Consider the following 19,515-nt stretch of genomic DNA (forward strand, 5'->3'; position numbering starts at 1 on the left):
CGCGCGGACCATCGGGTTCGCGCGCGTATCACCTACACAGAGAGGCGCCTGAGCGCTACGCTATGCCGCAACGAGCGAGGACACCATGAAATTGCCGCATGTTCTTGCACCACGCCGCATTCACGCGAGCCACGGCGCCCGCTGGATCACCGCTGCCGTCATCGTGTGCGGCGCGGCGGCTCAGGCAACCTCTCCTGCGAATGCTCAGGCCGCCGCGTCGGCGGTCAACAGCACCGCAGCGCAAGCCGTCGTCGACCAGTTGCCGCCCTCCGCCACGTTGCGCAAGATCGTGGAGAACGGCGCGATCGTCCTGGGCGTGCGCGAATCGTCGGTGCCGTTTTCGTATTTCGACCGCCAGCAGCAGCCGATCGGCTACTCGCACGACATCGCGCTCAAGATCGTCGACGAGATCAAACGGCGTCTCAAGCTGCCCGATCTCACCGTCAAGACCGTGCTCGTGACCTCGGCGAACCGCATCTCGTTCGTCGTCAACAATCAGGTCGACCTGGAGTGCGGATCGACGGCGCATATCACCGAGCGCGACCCGCTCGTCGCGTTTTCGAACAGCTTTTTCCAGTACGGCATCCGCATGGTCGTGAAGCGCAAGTCCGGTATCAAGGACTACGACGACCTCGCCGGCAAGACGGTCTCGACGACGGCCGGCACCTCCGACGAACGCATACTGCGGCAGATGTCGCTCGACAGGAAACTCGGCCTGCGCATCATCAGCGCGCGCGATCATGCGGAAGCGTTCCAGGCGCTGAAGACCGATCGCGCGGTCGCGTTCGTGATGGACGATCCGCTGCTCTACGGCAAGATCGCGCAGGAAGGCGCCGCGCGCCGCGACTACGTGGTGACCGGCACCCCGCTCGCGTTCGAAACCTACGGCTGCATGATGCGCAAGGGCGATCCGGTGTTCAAGCAGCTCGTCGACGACGTGATCGCCAACATGCAGCGCTCCGGCGAAGCGGCGAAGCTCTATGAAACCTGGTTCATGCGCCCGATTCCGCCCGACGGCGTCAACCTGCAATTCCCGATGTCGCCCGAGATGAAGGCGCTGTTCGCCAATCCGAATGACCACACGGTGGATTAATCCAGCGTCTCGTGCAGTTCCGCGAGCGATAGCGTCGTCTGGAAGAGTCGCGCGAGGCTGCGGCTCGCGAATTCGTCGATGTCGGCGGGGCTCACCCAGCGGTATGCGTCCATTTCGGGGATCATGGTGCCGTCGCCGCAGCGCGGAAAGTACGATTCGCACACGCACTTGTCGAGCTGCACTTCTTCATCGGTCGCGCGCACGGCGAACAGGTGCAGGTCCTTGTCGCGACGATAGAGAAAGCGCCCGAGGTCCTTCAGCCGCGAGGCGGGCAGCACGATCCCCGTCTCTTCCACGAGTTCGCGCAGCGCCGCTTCGATCGGCTCCTCGCCGGGGTCGGCCTGGCCCTTGGGCACATCCCAGTGCGACGTCTCGGTCGCGTGACAGAGCAGCACGTCGCCTTGCGCGTTCAAGATGACGACGCCGCACGACACGGTTCGGCTGGTCATGCGAACGCTTTCCCAGCCGCTGCCGGCGTCACGACATTCGCGGAGCCCACCTTATTGCTTCAGCAGTTGCCACTTGCCGCTCGCGCCCTGCTTGCAGGCGGTGGGGGTCCAGGTTTGCGTCTGCCCCTTGGCGATTGCGACGAGCGTCACCTTGCGGCAGGTGCGCTCGCCATCCTTGACCGTGTCCTGCGGCGTGATGGTGCCCCTGATCGGCACCGGGTTGCCCGCGCCCTGGTTGCTCCAGTCGAGCGATTCGCCGTCCTGCTTGGTGTCGAGCGCCGTGCGCGCCGCGCTGTCGAGCGCCTTCAGATCGCGCTGCTTCATGTAGCTGATCGGCGTGTCGTTGAGAAAGCCGAGGTTCGCGGCGAACGCGGAACCGGTCCCCGCGATGAGCGCGGCGGCCGCGAGCGACCGGACACAGGCACGGGCGAGCGCGCGGGATTTCATCGGCATGGAACATCCTCCTCGAAGTCGAAATCGATGGCTTCGCTGGCGTTGCCATTGGAGCGAGGCGACGCGTGCGGCCGGGTCCGACGAGGATAGCATGAGGCAATCGGGCGAAGTCGGCTGCACGGGACGCGACAGGCTCGCCGAGACGCTTATAGGAGCCGCATAGGAACGCAGCGGGATAATTTTAAGATTGGTCCAATGGCCCGGCGGAGCCTTGATGCCTAGGATTGCGGCATCGTCCTTGCCACGCAGGCAGGGCCCCTCTCTCTCCTGCACCTACGACCATGTCCGAGCTTCTCTTCTCGCCTCAATCGCCCACCGTCTACTGGCTCCTCTCGATCGTCAGCATCGCATGCGCGGCCGGAATTCCGGGCGCCGTCATGCTCATCGACCAGGTGCTCGCCCGGGGTCCGGTCTGGAATCAGAACGAGGAAGTCTGTGACTGGCCGCGCGTCGCGGCATGGACCGGCATGGGCTTGCTGGCCGCCGCGTTGGTCGCGCTCGTGCTGCTCTGCCGGTCGCTTGCCACGTCTTACTGATTCGCCGCCGTTTTCGCTGGCGCCGCTTTCGCCGATGCGTCGTATCCATCCGTCAGCGTACCGAGAAACGCGACCACATCCCTGATCTCCGCCTCATCGAGCGCCGGCTTCTCGCCGCGCTTGCGATCGAAAGGCGCCTCCCTATTCACGTTTGCCCAGTAGCGCTTCGGCAAGTCGTCGAACTTCTGCACCACGCCCTTCGACACCGGATAGAACTTCTCCGGATTCGTATCCCGCTCGACATAGAACCGCACTACCTCGTCGAGCGAGTGATAAATCCCGTTGTGAAAGAAGGTCTTGCGCAACGCGACGTTGCGTAGCGACGGCGTGCGGAACAATCCGCAGAATTCGTCGCGTCCCTTCAGGTCGGTCCGCTCCGGGCCGCATGCTCCCAGGTCGTGAAAGCGCCCGTCCTTGTTGATCGGCAACGCGCGATTGCGCGGCACGCCGATCGCGATCAGCCCGAAATCGCTGAACTGCGGCGGCGTGCCGTCCTTCGCGCGCTGGCTGATATGACACGCGGCGCAGTTGCCCTTCTTCTCGTCGTTGAACAACTCCAGCCCGTGCAGTTCCGCATCGTTCAGCTTCGCCTTGCCCGCCAGATACGCGTCGAACTTGCTCGTGTACGGATAGAACTTCTGCGGTACCTGCTCGAAGGCTTCGAGCGCGCGCAGGACGGCGGCGAACGTCTTGTCGTCACTCTCGAAGACGGCGGGCCCGAACGCGCGGCGGAAGTCGTCGGCGTAGGGCGCGGACTTCACCGCCGCCGCCACCTTCGCCGGCGTGCTGCCCATCTCGAACGACGACAGGAGCGGGATGCGCGCCTGATCCGCGCCGAGATCGACGCGTCCGTCCCACGTCAGGCCGCCGGTGGGGCCGGCATCGACGCTCTCGTCGCCTTCGTCGTCGGAGTCGTGGAAGTGCTCGGTGAACGCGGGCACCGCCTGCAGATAGCGGAGCGACGGCACCGCGCGAAAACCCGGCCGGCGCATGTCGTTGCCGCCCAGTTGCACCGATAGCGCATTCGACGGCCCGAACGCATGGTCCGGGCTATGGCACGACGCACACGCGAGCTTGCCCGAACCCGAGAGCGAGGGATCGGAGAACAGCTTTTCGCCGACAGCCGTCATCTGCCTGACTGCGGCGAAAACCTGCGCACGCGACTGCGCCTGCGACTGCGACTGCGACTGCGACTGCGACTGCGACTGCGCCTGCGCCTGCGCCTGCGCCTGCGGTGAAGCGTCCGATGCCGGATTCGCCGCGCGGTTCACCGCCTGCGACGACGGATTCGCCGCCTGATTCGCCGCCTGATTCGCCGCATGCGAATCGCAACCGCCGACGGTGACGCCAAGGGCAGCGAGCGCAAAGCAAGACACGGCGTACGACAAGCGCATCGTGAACATGGACGGATACACGAATGAAAGGAAGCCGCAGCGTATGTCGCGAAGATGTCGATCGCGTGACAGCGCATCAAGCGCGCGATGCCTTGCGCCTCCGAAAGCACATCGAAAGATTGCTTACACGGCGATGTCAAACATGCTTGCGACACTGGCCGCCTCCGACAGCGCTTCCCGAAGCGACCGATGCGCGTCGGCTCCCCAAAACGAGAGACATTCAATGAACAAGAAACTCGTCTGCGCAGTGCCGCTCGCGGCGCTGCTGGCAGCCAGCCTCTACGCATGCGGAAGCAGCGACAATAATCACGCGGATCTGTCGTCGGTGAAAAACGTCGTCGTGATCTACGCGGAGAACCGCAGCTTCGACAACCTCTACGGCAACTTCCCCGGCGCGAACGGCATGCAGAACGTCAACGCCGGCAACGCTCGTCAGCTCGACCGCGACGGCAGCGTGCTCGCCACCCTGCCCGCGATCTGGGGCGGCCTCACGGCGAAGGGCGTGACCCCCGCCGTCACCGAGGCGATGACGGTGAACCTGCCGAATTCGCCATTCGTCATCGACGATGCCGCGGGTTTCGACACGCCGCTCTCGACCACGACGCGCGACCTGTATCACCGCTTCTACGAGAACCAGATGCAGATCGACGGCGGCAAGAATGACAAGTTCGCCGCGTGGGCCGATTCGGGCGGCCTCGTGATGGGCCGCTACAACACGAACGCCGACAAGCTGCCGCTCTACAAGATCGCTCAGCAATACGCCCTCGCCGACAACTTCTTCATGGGCGCGTTCGGCGGTTCGTTCCTGAACCACCAGTGGCTCATTTGCGCGTGCACGCCGGTCTACCCGAACGCCGACAAGAGTCCGGCGGCCAGTTCGATCTCCGCCGTCGATGCGGACGGCGTGTCGCTCAAGCTCGCGTCGAACTCGCCGGCGTCGGCGCTCACCGGCATTCCGAAGTTCGCGAACTCCGGCAACCTCACGCCGGACTTCTTCGCGATCAACACGATGCAGCCGCCGTACCAGCCGAGCGGCAACAAGCCGGCGACAGGCGGCGACGCCGCGTACGCCGATCCGTCCGTCGCGACGACGCTGCCACCGCAGACGCAACAGCACATCGGCGACCTGCTGAACAACGCGGGCATTTCCTGGGCGTGGTACGGCGGCTCGTGGGGCGCCGCACTCGCCGACCCGACGGTGATCAACGGTTCGACGAACTCGGTCCCGAACTTCCAGACCCATCACCAGCCGTTCAATTACTTCGCCGATCTCGCGCCGGGCACGGCGAGCCGGGCGCAGCATCTGCTCGACGGCGGCACCAACGGCACCGCGTTCATCAAGGCGATCGACGACGGCGCACTGCCGCAAGTGGCCTTCTACAAGCCGCAAGGCAACTTGAACGAGCACGCGGGGTATACCGACGTCGCATCGGGCGATGCGCACATCGCCGACCTGATCGCGCACCTGCAAAAGAGCCCGCAGTGGAAGAACATGGTCGTGATCGTCACCTACGACGAAAACGGCGGCTTCTGGGATCACGTCGGGCCGCCAAAGGGCGATCGCTGGGGTCCGGGCACGCGCATTCCGGCGCTCGTGATCTCGCCGTATGCGAAGAAAGGGTTCGTCGATCACACGCAATACGACACGACGTCGATCCTGCGCTTCATCACGCACCGCTTCTCGCTGCCGACGCTGCCGGGCCTCGCGTCGCGGGACGCCGCGCTCGTCGCGAATGGCGGCAAGGCGATGGGCGATTTGACCAACGCGCTCGACTTCTCGCAGTAAGCTGTCTTTTATTGCGCGCCGCTGCGTGATCGGCTTTGTTGTGAGGCAGCGGCCCGTCAGGTTCGATCGAAGTCGTCCGGACTTCGATCGAACGCGCGGTGCTTACGCACGGCAGCGGCGAGCGTTGCGCTGCTCGGCGGCGTGTTCGCGCTGACGCTCGATCACACCGACGACCTGACGCTCGTCGCGCTCGTGCTGGGCGTAGGGTTCGTCATCGCGGCGGTGGCCCGCCGATCGTCGCGTGCATCGTGCGCGACCTGACCAGCGACGTCACGATTTCGCGGACGATGCTCGCGTCGAGTCTCCTCGCGATGATCGGATTGCGCGATGCGGGGGAAGGCGGAAAAGCCGGAACGGAGAATGGCGCAGGAACAGCGCGTGTGAAGTCTCTGGCACGGCAGGAGGGACTCGAACCCCCGCCCCTCGGCTTAGAAGGCCGATGCTCTATCCAGCTGAGCTACTGCCGCGTCGCAAGAGAGCGAGGATTTTACCTCATCGACGGCCCGCGAGCGTCATTGCGAGCCCCGGCGCGCGCACAAGCACCCGCGACCGTCAGACCGGTTGCGGATGCAGCATGAACCAGCCGAGACAGAACGCCCCCGCGATCACGCAATACAGGCCGAACGAAGCGAGCCGTCCGCGTCCTTCGAAGTAATGCATCAGGAAGCGCACGCTGAGATACGCGGCGATGCCGGTCAGCACGCCGCCGAGCAACGCATCGCCGAGCTGGTCGGGTGCATGAAAGAGCTTCGGCAGTTCGAGCACGCCCGCCGCGAAAATGATCGGCGTGCCGAGCAGGAACGAGAACTCCGCGGCCTTCTCCGCCGTGAGTCCCGCGCCGACGCCCGCGATCATCGTCAGGCCGCTGCGCGAAAAGCCGGGCACGAGCGCGCCGATCTGCGCCAGGCCGACCAGAAACGCCTGCTTGAACGTGAGGCTTTCGGGCGCGCGAGTGGCCCGCGCGCGCTGCAAGCGGTCGCCGAGCCAGAGCAGCACGCCGTTCACGATCAACGCAGCCGCGACGATCCGCAGGTCGTGAAAAATCGCCTCGATGCGCTTTTCGAGCAGCAGGCCGACGATGCCCGTCGGAATCGTGCCGATGATCAGCGCCCACATCATGTGGCCGTGTTCGTTGCGTCGTCCGCCGAGCGAGGCGAACCAGCCGCCGATCAGCTCGATCCAGCGCGTGCGGAAATACCAGAGGAGCGCGAACGCCGTGCCGAGATGCAGCGCGACCAGAAACGGCAGAAGCTGCGGCGCGTGCTTGTCGATATGCATCCCGATCAGGCCGGGCACGAGAAGCGTATGCCCAAGACTGCTGACCGGAAACAATTCGGTCACGCCTTGCAGCACGCTCAGGAAAACCAGAAACCACAAAGTCACGCGTCGATCCTTTTTCGTTACGGATGGAGGACGCGTCGTGCGTTTCCCATCGAAGGACTGGGCAGTCCGGTCGAATGAGCACTGCGAGGGAATTGGAACGGCACGGCGCGCGAAACGGGACCGATTATGCCGGTGGCGAAATCGAGCGCCAAGCGTTTAAGACACACGAATTGAACCGACAGTCGATTGTCGGTTAAACGGATGAAACAGTAATGCGTGTTGAATAAAACCGAAAGAATACGCGCCCGGTTGCGCGTTTTCCCGAAGAACTCCGAGCGCCGCTCAGGGCTTGAGTTTATAAAGGAAAACCACGGTGCTCGCGCCAAACAGGCCGAACATCGCCAGACCCATCGTCATCGCCAGATCCATTCTTGACTCCTGTTCCGTCTGATAGGCAACACAGCACCGAATAACAACACATCGGCGCAGCGCACGTCAGTCGCAATTTCCCCAGAAGGGTTTCCCCGTACAAAAAAGCAAGGCAGAATCTGCGAGTCTTGAAGACCATGCAGCCGTCACAACGCCTCCGGAGCGCTCAAACCATGTCATCCGAGCAAGACATCATCGATATCACGCGCGACGGCGCCACGATCTCTCTTGCGCCCGGCGCGGGCGGTCGGCTCATGACCTGGCGCATCGGCGGCGAGCAGGTGATCCACTGGCCCGCGGCGCCGGACTGGTCGCAGCCCGCGAAAATCCGCGGCGGCAATCCGCTGCTGTTTCCGTTTCTCGGCCGTCATTTCGTCAACGGCGAGATCGGCAAATGGCGCGATCCCGACGGCGTGATCCACGCGCTGCCGACGCACGGCTTCGCCCGCAACCTGCCCTTCACCTGCACGAAAGACGCCGACGGCCACGGCCTGCGCATGACGCTCGTCGACAGCGACGCGACCCGCGCCGGCTATCCGTTCGCGTTTCGCTTCGAGGCGGCGTACCGGCTGGTCGATGCGAACACGCTCGAAGTCGACCTCACGACGTCGAACCCCGGCGAAGTCGCGCTGCCCTACTACGCCGGCCATCATTTCTACTTTCACCTGCCGCACGAGCAGCGTGCCGAGAGCCACGTCGAACTGCCGCGCACCGAGCGTCGTCATCAACTGGAAGACGGCTCGATCAGCGAGCCGCAGCCCGGCGCGCCGCGCTACCGGCTCGACGATCCGGGCATCGTCGATCGCTTTCATTGCTTCACGGGGCCGTCCGACCAGCCGGTGCAGGTCATCATGCCGGGGCTGAAGCGCGCGGTCAGCTTCGAGCTCGACCAGCCCGATTCGGTGCCGTGGTACGCGGTCACCACCTGGACCGAAGCCGATACCTCCGACTTCTACTGCATCGAGCCGTGGATCGGCCTGCCCGACGCGATCCACAACGGGCACGGCCTGCGTTGGCTCGCGCCGGGCAAGACGGAAGCGGCGTCGCTGCGGCTCGTGGTCTCCGCGCTCGATTGACGTTTCACGCAGCACTCGACGAACCGGCTGCCGGCCGCTTTTCGCGGCCGCCATGGCGAAGACGTTAAAATCCGACGTTTGGACTGCCGCGCACCTTTCGCTCGCGGCGGCGCTTCGCGAGGTCTAATGTTGGCAACAGGAATTCGACGGCTCATCGGCGTCTCGATGGTCGCGGTGCTCGCCGCGTGCGGCTCGGCCCCGGTCGGGCCGGGTTTCTATCGCGTGGAACAGGGCGATACGGTATCGAAGATCGCACGGGCGAACCGGACCTCGGTACAGAACATCGCGCGCTGGAACGGCTTGTCCAATGCGAATTCGATCGAAGTCGGCCAGGTGCTGCGCGTCGCACCGCCGGCCGGCACGGCAGTCGCCTCGGCCGGCGCTTCACGCCCCGCTCCGGCGCCGTCCGCAAGCCGCGATGCGGCGCCCGACCCCGCGCCCGCGAGGGCGCCAGCCGTGTCGCTCGTCTGGCCCGCGCAGGGCGAGATCATCCGCAGCTTCGACGGCAAGACGTCGAAGGGCATCGACATCGGCAACGTGCCCGGCACGAAGGTCATCGCGGCGGCGGGCGGCACGGTCGTCTACGCGGGCAACGGGTTGCGCGGCTACGGCAACATGCTGATCGTGAAGCACGATTCCGAATACCTGACCGCCTACGCGCACAATCGCGCGCTGCTGGTGAAGGAAGGCCAGAGCGTCGCGCAGGGTCAGGAGATCGCGGAAATGGGCGATACCGACACGAATCGCGTGATGCTGCACTTCGAGTTGCGCTACCTCGGCCGCTCGACCGATCCGTCGCGCTATCTGCCGCCGCGCTAGCTCACATTGAAATGACGAGGAAAGATTTGATGAAGACGATGAACCGCGCCGCCCTGCTTGCGGCGACCACTGCTCTGCTGACCGCTCTCGCGACACTCGGGGGCTGCGCGAATAGCTCGACGATGACTTACCTGCCTACGGGCGATACCGGCTTCGCCATCAATTGCAGCGGTAGCGATGCCAGCACAAGCTGGGCAGAGTGTTACAAAAAGGCAGGCGAGACGTGCGGCGCGTACGGCTACGACGTCGTATCTAAGGACACTGACAACGGCGCGACGGCGGGCGGCTCCGTCGGCGGGATATTTGGTGCGAACATCAAGAACCGCTCGATGGTGATTCGCTGCAAGCAATGACGGCGACGTAGAACGCGATCCTTTCGCGCAGCCACGCGCCGCGCTCGGGCCAGGGTTTGAGCGCTCGCCAGCGACCCGACAGCGGGTCGATATGCGCCGCGAATCCGATCAGCGAGACGAGCCCGACCGGGCAAAGCGCGAGGAAAATCCACAGCAGGTTCATGATTGACGCGATGGCGGCGAATGGTCGGATCATAACCGCGCGGCAAAAATTTCGCTTATCAGGGAAAGTTTTCGGCGGAGTATCGGGAAGAGTTGCGCGGCGGCAGTGGACGCTCGATCGCCGCGCCGCTATCACGTTGTTACGCTCCGATACAAGCGCATACAACAACGCGTGGCCCACGCTTCTAGAATTCCTCTTAGCCCGTGCATTCTCTGCGCGAACAGTCCGCGCGGGTCAGAAGCCCCGATGTGCCCGCGTCGGGGCTTCGCCATTTCAGTGCGTCAGTTTTGTCCCGCGCATCGGCCGCGGCGCTTACTCGGACTGGGTGGGCGCGATCAGCATCGAGGGCGGACGCGTGTCGGTGGGAACGCCCTTGTAGTCCGGCGGGTCCTGCGGCGGCGTGTGTTTCTGAGTCGATGAATCGGCGCAGGCGGCTAGCGTGAGCGCCATGAGCGTGAAGACGGCAAGAAGAACGAAACGCGGCATGAAGTACCCGGAAGTCGGCTTGAAAAAAACAAAGGGGTTACAAGTCTGGACTTGTAACCCCTTCAGGTACGGTGGTCGGAGCGAAAGGATTCGAACCTTCGACCCTCTGATCCCAAATCAGTTTCTTGCCCATCATCTCACGGGCCTCTCCAGAGAAAAAAATCCTGCATAAACAACACGTTGCGTTACGTTGCATGTGCTTGGTTGTTGCCTACAGTGGCATGTCGTCGCGTACAATCGTGTCATTCTGGTTGTGGAAAGGTTGTGGAAAATGGCACTGACCGAGTTCGAACTCAAGGCGCTGACGGGGAACGAAAAAAAGCGCTGGTTGAGCGATGGGCATTCTCTCATGGGGCGGATGCGCGTCACCAAAAAGGGCATCACCGTCTCGTTCGAACTTCGTTATAAGACCGAGCGCGGCACGACGACCTCGCTATCGTGCGGCTCGTGGCCGAAGGTGTCGCTCGCGGACATCCGGAAGCGCTCACGTGAATTGCGCAAGTTGATTCAGTCAGGCACCACGCCACGCCAACAACGCGCCGACGCAGCCCTCAGGCGCCAAGCCGAGCGCGCCGAGGACCAACGTATCCTAGCCGAGGACGCGGCGCGCCTTGAGCGTGATCGGCTCGCCAGCATGACCGTGCGCGACCTGTACGACGCATGGCTGCCGACTGTCAGCGTCAAGCGTGGCAAATTTGGGCGCAAGGACGGCGGCGCGGAGATCAAACGAACCTTCGAAAAATTCATGTTGCCGTGCATTGGGAGTACGCCGCTGGCAAATGTGTACGCATCGAACGTCACGCCCATTCTTACCGGCATCTCAGATGCCGGTAAGAACCGGCAGGCAACCGCTCTGTTGACCGATCTGCAACAGATGTTCCGGTGGGGGGATTCGAACCAGCCTTTCAAACGCCTGCTGGTCGAGTGTGACGTGCTTGCCATCAAGCCAGGTAGGGTCGTGAGCGGCAGTTATGACCCATCCAGAGATAACGAACGCACCCGCGTATTGAGCGAAGCCGAGATTCGGCGCGTCGCACAACTGCTGCCGTCAAGCGGACTATCAAAAGCGATTCAGGCGGCACTGTGGGTCATGCTGTCGTGCGGCACGCGGGTAGGCGAAACGGTGGCGGCGCGCTGGGAACATGTCGACCTGGAAAACGGCACATGGAGCATCCCTGCGGACCATGCAAAATCGGCAACTGCGCTTGCCGTGCAGTTTTCAAACTTTTCGCTCGCCCAGTTTGCGGCGTTGCGGGCGGCGGGAGAGGCGCTGCCCGCGGACAAGCGCAGCGAATGGGTGTTCCCGTCACGCATCGACCGCAACAGGCCGCTCGACAACCAGACCATCGGCAAGGCCCTTGCCGATCGCCAGCGCGCCGCTGGTGAGTCGATCAAGGGACGCACGAGCGCATCGACCGCACTCGTACTGGCAGATGGGCAATGGAAGTGTCACGACCTGCGCCGCACGGCGGCGACCCTGATGCAAAGCCTTGGCGTGGCCGAATCAATTGTGCACCGCTGCCTGAATCACGCCCGCAGCGAGAAACTCGACCGGGTGTATCTGCAACACGACTACAGCCCCGAAATGCGCGCGGCGTGGGCACTGCTCGGCGAACGGCTGGAACTGCTCGTCCGGCAGGATGCGCCTAACGTCGTCACGCTGCGCAGCGCATGAGCGCTCGCCGCAAACCCTATACGAGCCGGCGACGCGCCCTGCTGCCGCTTTCGGTGCGGGACCTCGAAGCAGCGGGTCCGGCGCTGCTCGGGCTGTCAGCGGACGAACTCACAAAGACGCTCGCGGGGCACACACGCGCGCAGAAATGGGTGTGGCTGATCGACGCGTTGCAAGGCGAGCAGGCTATCGGCCCGGAATGCGATCCACGCGACAACTCGCATGTGGGCCGGATATTGGCGGACAACATCTGCAGGGACCACGCAAACGGCCTACTGACAGACTCGGAGACGTTGCGGCTCCACGACATCTGCAAGCGGGCAACACACCCAACGCTGGAGTCGTTGCTTGAGCAGGACGAAGCACGGCGCGCCGGTGTAACCGACCCTGAGCGTGACATCATCATCGCCCATGTCCGAACCCTCACGCAGGGCAGACATTCCGAGCGGAGCGCTTTCGAAACAACGAGCGGACGGGTCGCGCGTGGCGAACTGGAGGGAGTTCGCGCGCTCCCGGTGTCCCCCGTCACGATCAAGTCGTGGCTGCACCCCGAGTACCGTCGCCGGCAGAAGCGATGAAGAAAGTGGCTACACACCCTTGATGTAGCCACACTGCCCGGCGCAAAGTCGTCTCCGTCAATACGCAACCGGAGCCGACCATGCAAAGAAAAGCCTCCCCACCTCTCACCGTAATTGTCGAAATGCCCGCCACGCGCGGCTACAAGCGCCCAAAGGCTGCTGCCGAATTTCTCGGGATTCACGTCTCGGGATTCTGGAAGCTGGTCAGGGCAGGCGAGTTCGCGACGATCAAACTCGCTCCCCGAATAACCGTGGTCCCGGTCGATGCGCTCGACGCGTTTGTCGCGCGCAAGGCCGCCACGCAGCAGGAGGTCGCGTGAAAGCCCATCGCCCATTCGATTCAGACGATCCGTTTCGCTGCCGCCCGCTCGATCTCGACTACAACGACGACCCGGACGATATCCGCACCTGAGCAGCGCACCACCGACAGGCGCGCGACACGCTCCCATCACGTAGTATAACTTATTACTTTACGTTCACGACGGAGGAGATATGGGGAAGCGAGCACGGAAGGTCACGGCTAAACGAATCGCTAGCCGCGCAGACGACATATCGGCGTGCGACCTCGGCATGCTGGCCGCACTGGCTGAGGTCATGCTTGAGTGTATCGGCACGGACGGCATCGAGGACATACCCCTCAAACAGCGGTTGCATGAGCAGGAGCGAGTGCGGCGCGCCATGCGTGATGCAAGCGGCGACGCTGCGGCGTTCGACTACGCATACAACGCAACGCGGGCGGGTGCCGTGCAGGAGATGGTCGAGCAGGAAATCCAGAAAGAATAAGGCTGCTGATCGAGCCGCCTTGCAAACCACATGGTTCGCTGCTGCTGCCTCGGGGGAAACAGCGGCGACACCTCACAACGCGAGCGAATCGTCGCATGCCCGATGAAACTGGAAGTGAAGAATGTGCCTCGGACGTTGGACAGTCCCAAGCAACTTGGCACGTTCCGCCAAAATCGAACGGCGCAGGGGGTACGGCGCATACCGGGCCATATTCCACTCAGACCACGAATGAAAAGCGGAAATGCGAACTGATGGCATCAATCAAGCAGCTATGCGCGCTCGACGTAGGGCGCGGGCTGTTTCCATGCTTCGCCGTCGAGAACGGCGTATGTAATTGCGCGAAACCAGGAGATTGTCTCAGCCCCGGAAAGCATCCGGTCGGAAGCTGGACGAAAAACGCGACGAAGGACACGAAGCGTGTTGGCGGATGGCTCACAACGAAGGCGATTCGAAATCTAGGTTTTGCCACCGGAAACGGATTGCTTGTGGTCGATGTCGACGTACACGCCGACCGACACACCGGCCAACCTGCCAAGGGTTTCGAAACGCTCACCGCGCTCGTCGCCCGACACGGCAAGCTGCGTCCGTTCAGGATCACGAGCACTGGCACCGGAGGTTTGCATCTGTGGTTCCGGCTGCCTGCGGGCGTGGTCATGCGCGACTCCATCGGGGCGCAAACCGGCCATCCGGGCATCGACACGCGGGGCGACGGTGGCTATGTGGTGGTGGCGGGCAGTTACACGGTTGGCCTGTACACCGATGCGACGGCAGACCACCGCTTTCCCGATCTGATCGAGATTGATGCGCCCGACGCAGGGTTCGCTCCGCAATGGGTCATTGAAGCATTCGGCGACGCGCGTGTGTATGGCGCAAATTCTCGCCAGTCAATGTTCAACAACTCGGCGTCTGATGCGGGAATCGATGCAACAAGCACCGGTAGCGGAGAATCAGACCTATCGGCGGGCCTGCACCACGATTGGCGATACACTCAGGAGAATGCGGCATTGCTGCGGCACATCCTGACGCTCGCCGAGATGCCGGATTCATTCGAGCCCGAGTACAACGACCCCGATGATCGGAACCGCATTACGAAACTCGGCTGGAATGGAGGGCTGACCGCTCTCGAACGACACGGCAAGCGGCACGGGTGGCCGAATGCCGTCATTCTCGAAATGGCTAAGGCCTACTCGGCGCGCGCGCCGCAGTACGCAGCGGACATCGCTGCCGGGCACGTCGAGCGTCAACTTCATGCGATCAATCCGACTGGAAAATTCAAGGACGGGCCGCTCGACGTCGCCGCACTTATCTCGAGCGCGCGGCGCGCTACGGGCATGTCGTTCTTCGAAATGCGTGACGACGCAGGTTCCGATGCACGGACCGAAACGAACAGCACAAGAAACGCGTCGGACCGCAGCGGCTCGAAGGCGCAACCCAAGACGGAACCGTCCGGCAACACGAACAAAACAAAGGACGCGTCGGAGGATACAGTGCTGCTCGCGCGTGGCGACACTGTCGCGGTCGAAGCCGTCTCATGGCTCTGGCACGGACATCTGGCGCGCGGTGCGGTCACTGTGCTTGCTGGCTATGCTGGCACTGGCAAAACTACGGCTGCGCTCGCCTTGGCCGCTACGATGACTAAAGTAGTCGGGGAATGGCCGGACGGAACGAAGCACGCAGGCGCAAAGTCCGTGCTGATCTGGAGCGGAGAAGACAGCGCGGAACATACGCTAGTGCCGCGTCTGCGCGCCGCAGGCGCCAACCTCGCGAAAATACACATCATTCAAGGCGTCATCGAGAAAAACAAACCGCATCCATTTGATCCGGCGCGTGACATGGACCGGTTACGCACCAGCATAAGAAAAATCAGCGACGTAGCGATGTTGATCATGGATCCCATCGTGTCGGCGGTCAAAGGCGACGCTCATCGCGCGAATGAAGTGCGCCGCGACATGCAGCCCGTCATTGATCTGGCGGCGCAGCACGAACTCGCGGTGATTGGCGTCTCGCATTTCGCCAAGGGGAGCGAGGGCGCGATGCCACTGCACCGGCTGCTGGGCTCCCAGGCATTCGGGGCGCTAGCGCGCATGGTGCTTGTCGTGGGCCGAAACGAGAAGACTGGCGAGCGCGTCATCGCAAGAGCCAAATCAAACCTCGGCCCAGATGGCGACGGCGTGATGTTCTCGCTGCGACAAACTGACATCGAAAACGGAATCAGCGCACAGCAAGTGCGGTGGGGCCGCGTGGTCACCGGTTCGGCGCGGACCATTCTTGCGCAGGTCGAGGGCGACTCGGCTGTTGATGCGGGCGCTGCATTCTTGTACAGCGAACTGGCGAATGGACCTGTCAAAGTGACCGATCTCAAGAAAGCCGCAAAAGAGGCAGGAATCGCATGGCGAACGGTCGAGCGGGCAAAAGCGGAGACGGGAACGATTGCCGAAAAATGCGGCAAGAAATTTTGGGTTTGGCGGCTTTCCACGAGCTAACACTCTAGTCCGGGGGCATGGCGGCCTTCTCGCCAAACTGCTGAAGGCCGCCAGAAGACCGCCACGCAGCTTGCGGCCTTTGCGCGGGCTTATCTTGCTCTTTTTGTGCTAACAGAACGTATCGACCGATAAATCTCCTCGAACACCCAAAAGCTGGCGGTCTTCAAGGGGTTTTTAATAATCACATGAATATAAAGCCTTAGCAGTAAGGCGCTTACAGATGATGCACAACCTATTGCAATGACCGCACGGTGGTGGCGGTCTTTTGGCGGTCTATCGAGCTGATTGAGAGTTTGGCGGACTTCATTTTGGTCGAAGACCGCCACAGACCGCCTGTTCGAGGGCTTTCCACCTCCCTGGCTTGAATCCCACACATTGTTAGCAATGTTTCGCGCCCGTCTCGGGCGATTTCATTGTCCGCTCTAAAATTGTCTAATAGTCCGCGCTGCTGCTTAATTTTTTTAATCGCGGACGGGCAAGGGTTGGGACTCTCTGTGCTACTAAATTATCGCAACGACGAGTTGCGATACCGAACCCGAATCCCTCCCTCCGACGACCGCAAAGTAGGCCTGGCCTAATTCCCGATTCCGGACCCGACGTGATGTGCGAGCGTGGACGTGCGGTGCACGAAGCCAGGGGAGTCGTAGGCGCGGCGACCGCGACTCGGGAAAGAATGTGGTGTTTTCTAGCTAACGGTCTAATTATCGGCGCGACCGGTTACCGGGTGTACAAGAACACAGTTCAGCGAACCGCCAAAAAATGCCCTGTTTCCCAGCAGCGTGCCGCCCCCCAAATCCCGAAGCTTGCGACTGCATGTCGCTTACGATATACATTGGAGATATACATCGGTGCTTGCCCGGTCGCCCAACCTGCCCTTGCTGCGCGTATATGTCAGAGTGATATCGCCATGCCCGATCGGTTCGACAATCTGCCAGCGGCCCGCCTGCACCCGCGCCCCTCATGAGCTATATCCGCGAGTGGATCGAGAGCATAAACCGAGAGGTCGCCGACGCGAGCCTCAAGGCACAGGCGCAACGCGAAGCCGATGAGCAAGCCCAGCGCGAGCGTGAGGCACGCACCCGCCGCGCTCAGGACGAACGCCGTGCTTCTGTTCGCCTGCGGATCGAACAGCATCGCCTCGAACTGACACGCCGCCGCGCCGATACGCTCGACCAGCAGCTTGCAAGATGGTGGGCCGCACAGCCCCCTGACCGGCGCAACCGCGGCCACGGCTTCGAGGAAATCCGGTGCGCGTTGCAGGGGCTTTCACCCGGCGCGCACGCCGCGAACCCGGCATTGAGCGCTGCGTTGCGTGCGGCGGGTTGGCGGCGCACCCGGTTGCGCGACACAAACGGTGAGGCATGGGCAGTTTGGTGGCCCCCGTCCGTTACGCCCGATGCACCGCGATCACCGGGCAAAGCGCACTAAAGCTGATACCAGCAGCCGTCGCCTTCGACGGCTCAGGTATCAGTAACCTGCGGCCAATAGTTCAGAAACTGCTGCTGAGAGCGCCGCACGACCAACTTTCAACCATTTGAACGGAATCCGCGTAGTGGGCGCTTTCGTGGTCTTCACAATCGCATGTGAGAGTTCACTTTGGAGTCGTTTCTCGTGAACCAAGACCGCATATGCGTGTGTTTTTGGATACTTTGTTTTGAATTTAACGTTGTGAGTGATCCCGCCGAAATTCCCGAGGGACGGTGCGCCAATCGTTCCGTCTCGACGAAATAGCGCATCTAACAAAACGTCGTTGAAGACGTCCAGCATGTTTACCCATGCGGTAGGGTTGGTCGTAAAGTAACCCTTGCAGGCAACGATCTTCGATTCTGCTTGTGCATAACCCTTCCCAAAGAGTTTGCGCCACTTGATGTCGATTTCAGCGCCGGTCATATCCTTGATGGCCATGCGAATGCCGCATACGCGACTGTCCGCGCGTCGCAGCTTGCCGCTCTCGCGCAGGATTATCTTGGCTAGCGGATGTATGTCTCGGATCGGTCGTTGGACGTCAATGTCCAACAGGGCTCCCAGCCACGCGGCGGCAGCGGCACCGTCGGCGTCGGCGCCGCGCATGGATGCGTTGAGCAATCTGTCGCGGCGGGGTTTGGGAACGTTGAGCCACGGCATTCCAAAGTGCAGGCTCATTCGTAGCCAGGACGAGTGTGCATGGAGTAAAGCATAGTCCGCCTGCCTGTCAGTAAGATGATCCACGCGATGCAACGCTCGCCATAGCGATGCCGAAAGTTCGGGCGCGTTAGTACGTGGCATCCAAAGGGGTTTGAGCAGCGAGCGAAGCTTTTTGGTGCGCGCGACCGACAAGCGGCCGTCTGCCGCCGTCACTAAGCTCGCTCGGATGACGGGGTACAAATTCTGGTCTCTAATCTGAACGAGCAACCGATCAGCATGCAGGTCAGGGAGTACATGGAATTTCTGTAGATAGGCGGATAGCTGTGGGTAGAAATGGGGCGCACGATCGAAAACGCGCCACAGTCGATCCAAAATACGCAGCGACGGCGCGGCACGGGCCAGCAAGAACTTAAACCGGGTCGAGTCGGAGACCGCGTAGCCGGTCGTGCGTGGCGCAAGTTCGGCAAGCCGGCTTTTAATCGCTCGTTGGTCCGGCACGGGTCCGGTTAATGCGGGCTCGACTGGCACACTGACTGACTTAAGTTCTTTGTTGATGTCGTTGATGCGATGAATGTCGATCTTGCCCGACTGCGGAAACAGCCCTACGTCCTTGCTCAAATGGTCAAGTAGCACCAGCGCGTGACGCAAGTGGTCTTCGCTCTTGGCAAAAAGTCGGATGTCGTCAACGTACCTTAGATAACGGACGTCATATCGAGTCTTGAAGCGTTCGTCAAAATGCTTTAGCACCGCCTCCGATATCAAACCCGAACTCAGCGGTCCTTGAGGAATACCGTGGTGGTGGTAAATCTGCGTGCGCGTCGCGGTCCAGCGATTGAGCAGGCGAGTGAGTTCCGTACAGAAGTCGTGATCAAGGCCGATTTCCCGCAACACATGACGCAAAACGTCGTGATCGATACTGTCGTAGAAGGCAGTCAGATCGAAACTCGCCGTCCATTGATAACCAGCAGAGAACGCGGCTTCGGCCGCCGCGTTAAAGGCCTTATATCCGGTACTCCATTTTCGATAGAACCAAAGGCTGGTGGACCCCGCGTATTGATGACCGAACACCTGTTTGTTGTAGCGCCCCTTGACATGTGGGAGTAGACGTTCGGCGACCACATTGGCCATCGCCTGATAAACGATCTGATCTTCTATGTTCAAGAGGGTGTAGGGTCGCAAGATGCCCGACGGTTTCGGCAGGAACAATTTGCACGAGTCTGACGGCTCGAAGATGTGACGATCTAGACGTCCTTTTAGGTGCTTGAGCAATGGGTCGTCAGCCGTCGCGTATGCCGAATAAAGCTCTCTAAAATATCCCTTGTAGGCGCGATCCGGGTTTGAACGTATCCACCGCCATGCGCGATGCAGGTTTTCAATTCTCCAAGCCGCCTTGAGTGAAACCATGTGGTGCCTTTTTAGTTAATGATAGAAGCACGAACTAGGGCGTGTTGACAATCATCCGGTCGGGGGCTGTTAACTTTTGGAGAAATCTGTTTACATCCTGTCTTTTGCGGA

The 19,515-nt window shown here is 61.9% G+C and carries 19 protein-coding genes and 1 tRNA gene; 12 read left to right on the forward strand and 8 right to left on the reverse strand.

The features are described from left to right. Positions 1-85: 85 nt before the first annotated feature. Complete coding sequence (locus AWB68_RS28570) at positions 86-1,093, forward strand: transporter substrate-binding domain-containing protein (protein ID WP_087647688.1); 1,008 nt, start codon at positions 86-88, stop codon at positions 1,091-1,093. Here AWB68_RS28570 and AWB68_RS28575 read toward each other — a convergent pair. Beyond that, positions 1,090-1,542, reverse strand: coding sequence for an NUDIX hydrolase (locus AWB68_RS28575; protein ID WP_087647689.1), 453 nt, complete (start codon positions 1,540-1,542; stop codon positions 1,090-1,092). The genes AWB68_RS28570 and AWB68_RS28575 overlap by 4 nt on opposite strands. A gap of 51 nt (positions 1,543-1,593) precedes the next feature. Further along, positions 1,594-1,995 (reverse strand): hypothetical protein, encoded by a 402-nt coding sequence (locus tag AWB68_RS28580; RefSeq protein WP_087647690.1) that lies wholly within the window; start codon positions 1,993-1,995, stop codon positions 1,594-1,596. A gap of 281 nt (positions 1,996-2,276) precedes the next feature. Between AWB68_RS28580 and AWB68_RS28585 the strand changes: the two genes are divergently transcribed. After that, positions 2,277-2,531 (forward strand): hypothetical protein, encoded by a 255-nt coding sequence (locus tag AWB68_RS28585; protein ID WP_087647691.1) that lies wholly within the window; start codon positions 2,277-2,279, stop codon positions 2,529-2,531. Here AWB68_RS28585 and AWB68_RS28590 read toward each other — a convergent pair. Next, the gene (locus AWB68_RS28590) at positions 2,525-3,934 is read right to left on the reverse strand and encodes a cytochrome-c peroxidase (protein WP_087647692.1); all 1,410 of its coding nucleotides are present in this window, start codon (positions 3,932-3,934) and stop codon (positions 2,525-2,527) included. The two genes, AWB68_RS28585 and AWB68_RS28590, sit on opposite strands and share 7 nt — an antisense overlap. Positions 3,935-4,148: 214 nt before the next feature. Here AWB68_RS28590 and AWB68_RS28595 point away from each other — a divergent pair, with 214 nt between their 5' ends. After that, positions 4,149-5,711, forward strand: coding sequence for an acid phosphatase (locus AWB68_RS28595; protein WP_087647693.1), 1,563 nt, complete (start codon positions 4,149-4,151; stop codon positions 5,709-5,711). A gap of 390 nt (positions 5,712-6,101) precedes the next feature. Here AWB68_RS28595 and AWB68_RS28600 read toward each other — a convergent pair. Both AWB68_RS28600 and AWB68_RS28605 read right to left on the reverse strand, forming a co-directional pair. Then, positions 6,102-6,178 (reverse strand) — tRNA-Arg (locus tag AWB68_RS28600). Positions 6,179-6,263: 85 nt separating this feature from the next. After that, positions 6,264-7,094 carry an undecaprenyl-diphosphate phosphatase gene (locus AWB68_RS28605; protein ID WP_087647694.1) on the reverse strand — a complete coding sequence of 277 codons (831 nt, stop codon included), beginning with the start codon at positions 7,092-7,094 and terminating at the stop codon, positions 6,264-6,266. A 542-nt stretch (positions 7,095-7,636) separates the two neighbouring features. On the opposite strand from AWB68_RS28605, the gene AWB68_RS28610 reads away from it, so the two are divergent. The 3 genes from AWB68_RS28610 (at position 7,637) to AWB68_RS28620 (ending at position 9,711) form a co-directional block, all read left to right on the forward strand. Beyond that, complete coding sequence (locus AWB68_RS28610) at positions 7,637-8,539, forward strand: aldose epimerase family protein (protein ID WP_087647695.1); 903 nt, start codon at positions 7,637-7,639, stop codon at positions 8,537-8,539. Between the two features lie 126 nt (positions 8,540-8,665). Further along, complete coding sequence (locus tag AWB68_RS28615) at positions 8,666-9,358, forward strand: peptidoglycan DD-metalloendopeptidase family protein (RefSeq protein WP_087647696.1); 693 nt, start codon at positions 8,666-8,668, stop codon at positions 9,356-9,358. A 38-nt stretch (positions 9,359-9,396) separates the two neighbouring features. After that, complete coding sequence (locus AWB68_RS28620) at positions 9,397-9,711, forward strand: hypothetical protein (protein ID WP_087647708.1); 315 nt, start codon at positions 9,397-9,399, stop codon at positions 9,709-9,711. On the opposite strand, the gene AWB68_RS48925 is transcribed toward AWB68_RS28620, so the two are convergent. Together AWB68_RS48925 and AWB68_RS48930 are read right to left on the reverse strand one after the other, a co-directional pair. Continuing rightward, positions 9,674-10,054 (reverse strand): hypothetical protein, encoded by a 381-nt coding sequence (locus AWB68_RS48925; RefSeq protein WP_200828815.1) that lies wholly within the window; start codon positions 10,052-10,054, stop codon positions 9,674-9,676. The genes AWB68_RS28620 and AWB68_RS48925 overlap by 38 nt on opposite strands. 132 nt (positions 10,055-10,186) lie before the next feature. Then, positions 10,187-10,360: a hypothetical protein gene (locus AWB68_RS48930; protein WP_200828816.1), complete on the reverse strand. Its 174-nt coding sequence runs from the start codon at positions 10,358-10,360 to the stop codon at positions 10,187-10,189. 271 nt (positions 10,361-10,631) lie between these two features. Between AWB68_RS48930 and AWB68_RS28630 the strand changes: the two genes are divergently transcribed. The 6 genes from AWB68_RS28630 (at position 10,632) to AWB68_RS46945 (ending at position 17,304) form a co-directional block, all read left to right on the forward strand. Beyond that, positions 10,632-12,035 carry a tyrosine-type recombinase/integrase gene (locus AWB68_RS28630; protein WP_087647698.1) on the forward strand — a complete coding sequence of 468 codons (1,404 nt, stop codon included), beginning with the start codon at positions 10,632-10,634 and terminating at the stop codon, positions 12,033-12,035. Continuing rightward, positions 12,032-12,610 carry a hypothetical protein gene (locus tag AWB68_RS28635; RefSeq protein WP_087647699.1) on the forward strand — a complete coding sequence of 193 codons (579 nt, stop codon included), beginning with the start codon at positions 12,032-12,034 and terminating at the stop codon, positions 12,608-12,610. The genes AWB68_RS28630 and AWB68_RS28635 overlap by 4 nt, the downstream gene beginning before the upstream one ends. A gap of 80 nt (positions 12,611-12,690) precedes the next feature. Next, positions 12,691-12,930, forward strand: a complete 240-nt coding sequence (locus tag AWB68_RS28640) for a helix-turn-helix transcriptional regulator (RefSeq protein WP_125483066.1) — start codon at positions 12,691-12,693, stop codon at positions 12,928-12,930. A gap of 250 nt (positions 12,931-13,180) precedes the next feature. Then, a complete protein-coding gene (locus AWB68_RS28645) occupies positions 13,181-13,393 on the forward strand; it encodes a hypothetical protein (protein WP_125483067.1) in 213 nt (70 codons plus the stop codon). A 251-nt stretch (positions 13,394-13,644) separates the two neighbouring features. Next, positions 13,645-15,876: an AAA family ATPase gene (locus AWB68_RS28650; protein WP_160110081.1), complete on the forward strand. Its 2,232-nt coding sequence runs from the start codon at positions 13,645-13,647 to the stop codon at positions 15,874-15,876. 960 nt (positions 15,877-16,836) lie between these two features. Continuing rightward, positions 16,837-17,304 (forward strand): hypothetical protein, encoded by a 468-nt coding sequence (locus AWB68_RS46945; protein WP_125483068.1) that lies wholly within the window; start codon positions 16,837-16,839, stop codon positions 17,302-17,304. A 39-nt stretch (positions 17,305-17,343) separates the two neighbouring features. On the opposite strand, the gene AWB68_RS28660 is transcribed toward AWB68_RS46945, so the two are convergent. Continuing rightward, on the reverse strand, positions 17,344-19,404 hold the full coding sequence (locus AWB68_RS28660; RefSeq protein ID WP_087647704.1) for an RNA-directed DNA polymerase: 2,061 nt from the start codon (positions 19,402-19,404) through the stop codon (positions 17,344-17,346). Between the last annotated feature and the right edge of the window lie 111 nt (positions 19,405-19,515).

This window comes from Caballeronia choica (genome assembly GCF_001544535.1).
GTDB classification, from domain to species: domain Bacteria; phylum Pseudomonadota; class Gammaproteobacteria; order Burkholderiales; family Burkholderiaceae; genus Caballeronia; species Caballeronia choica.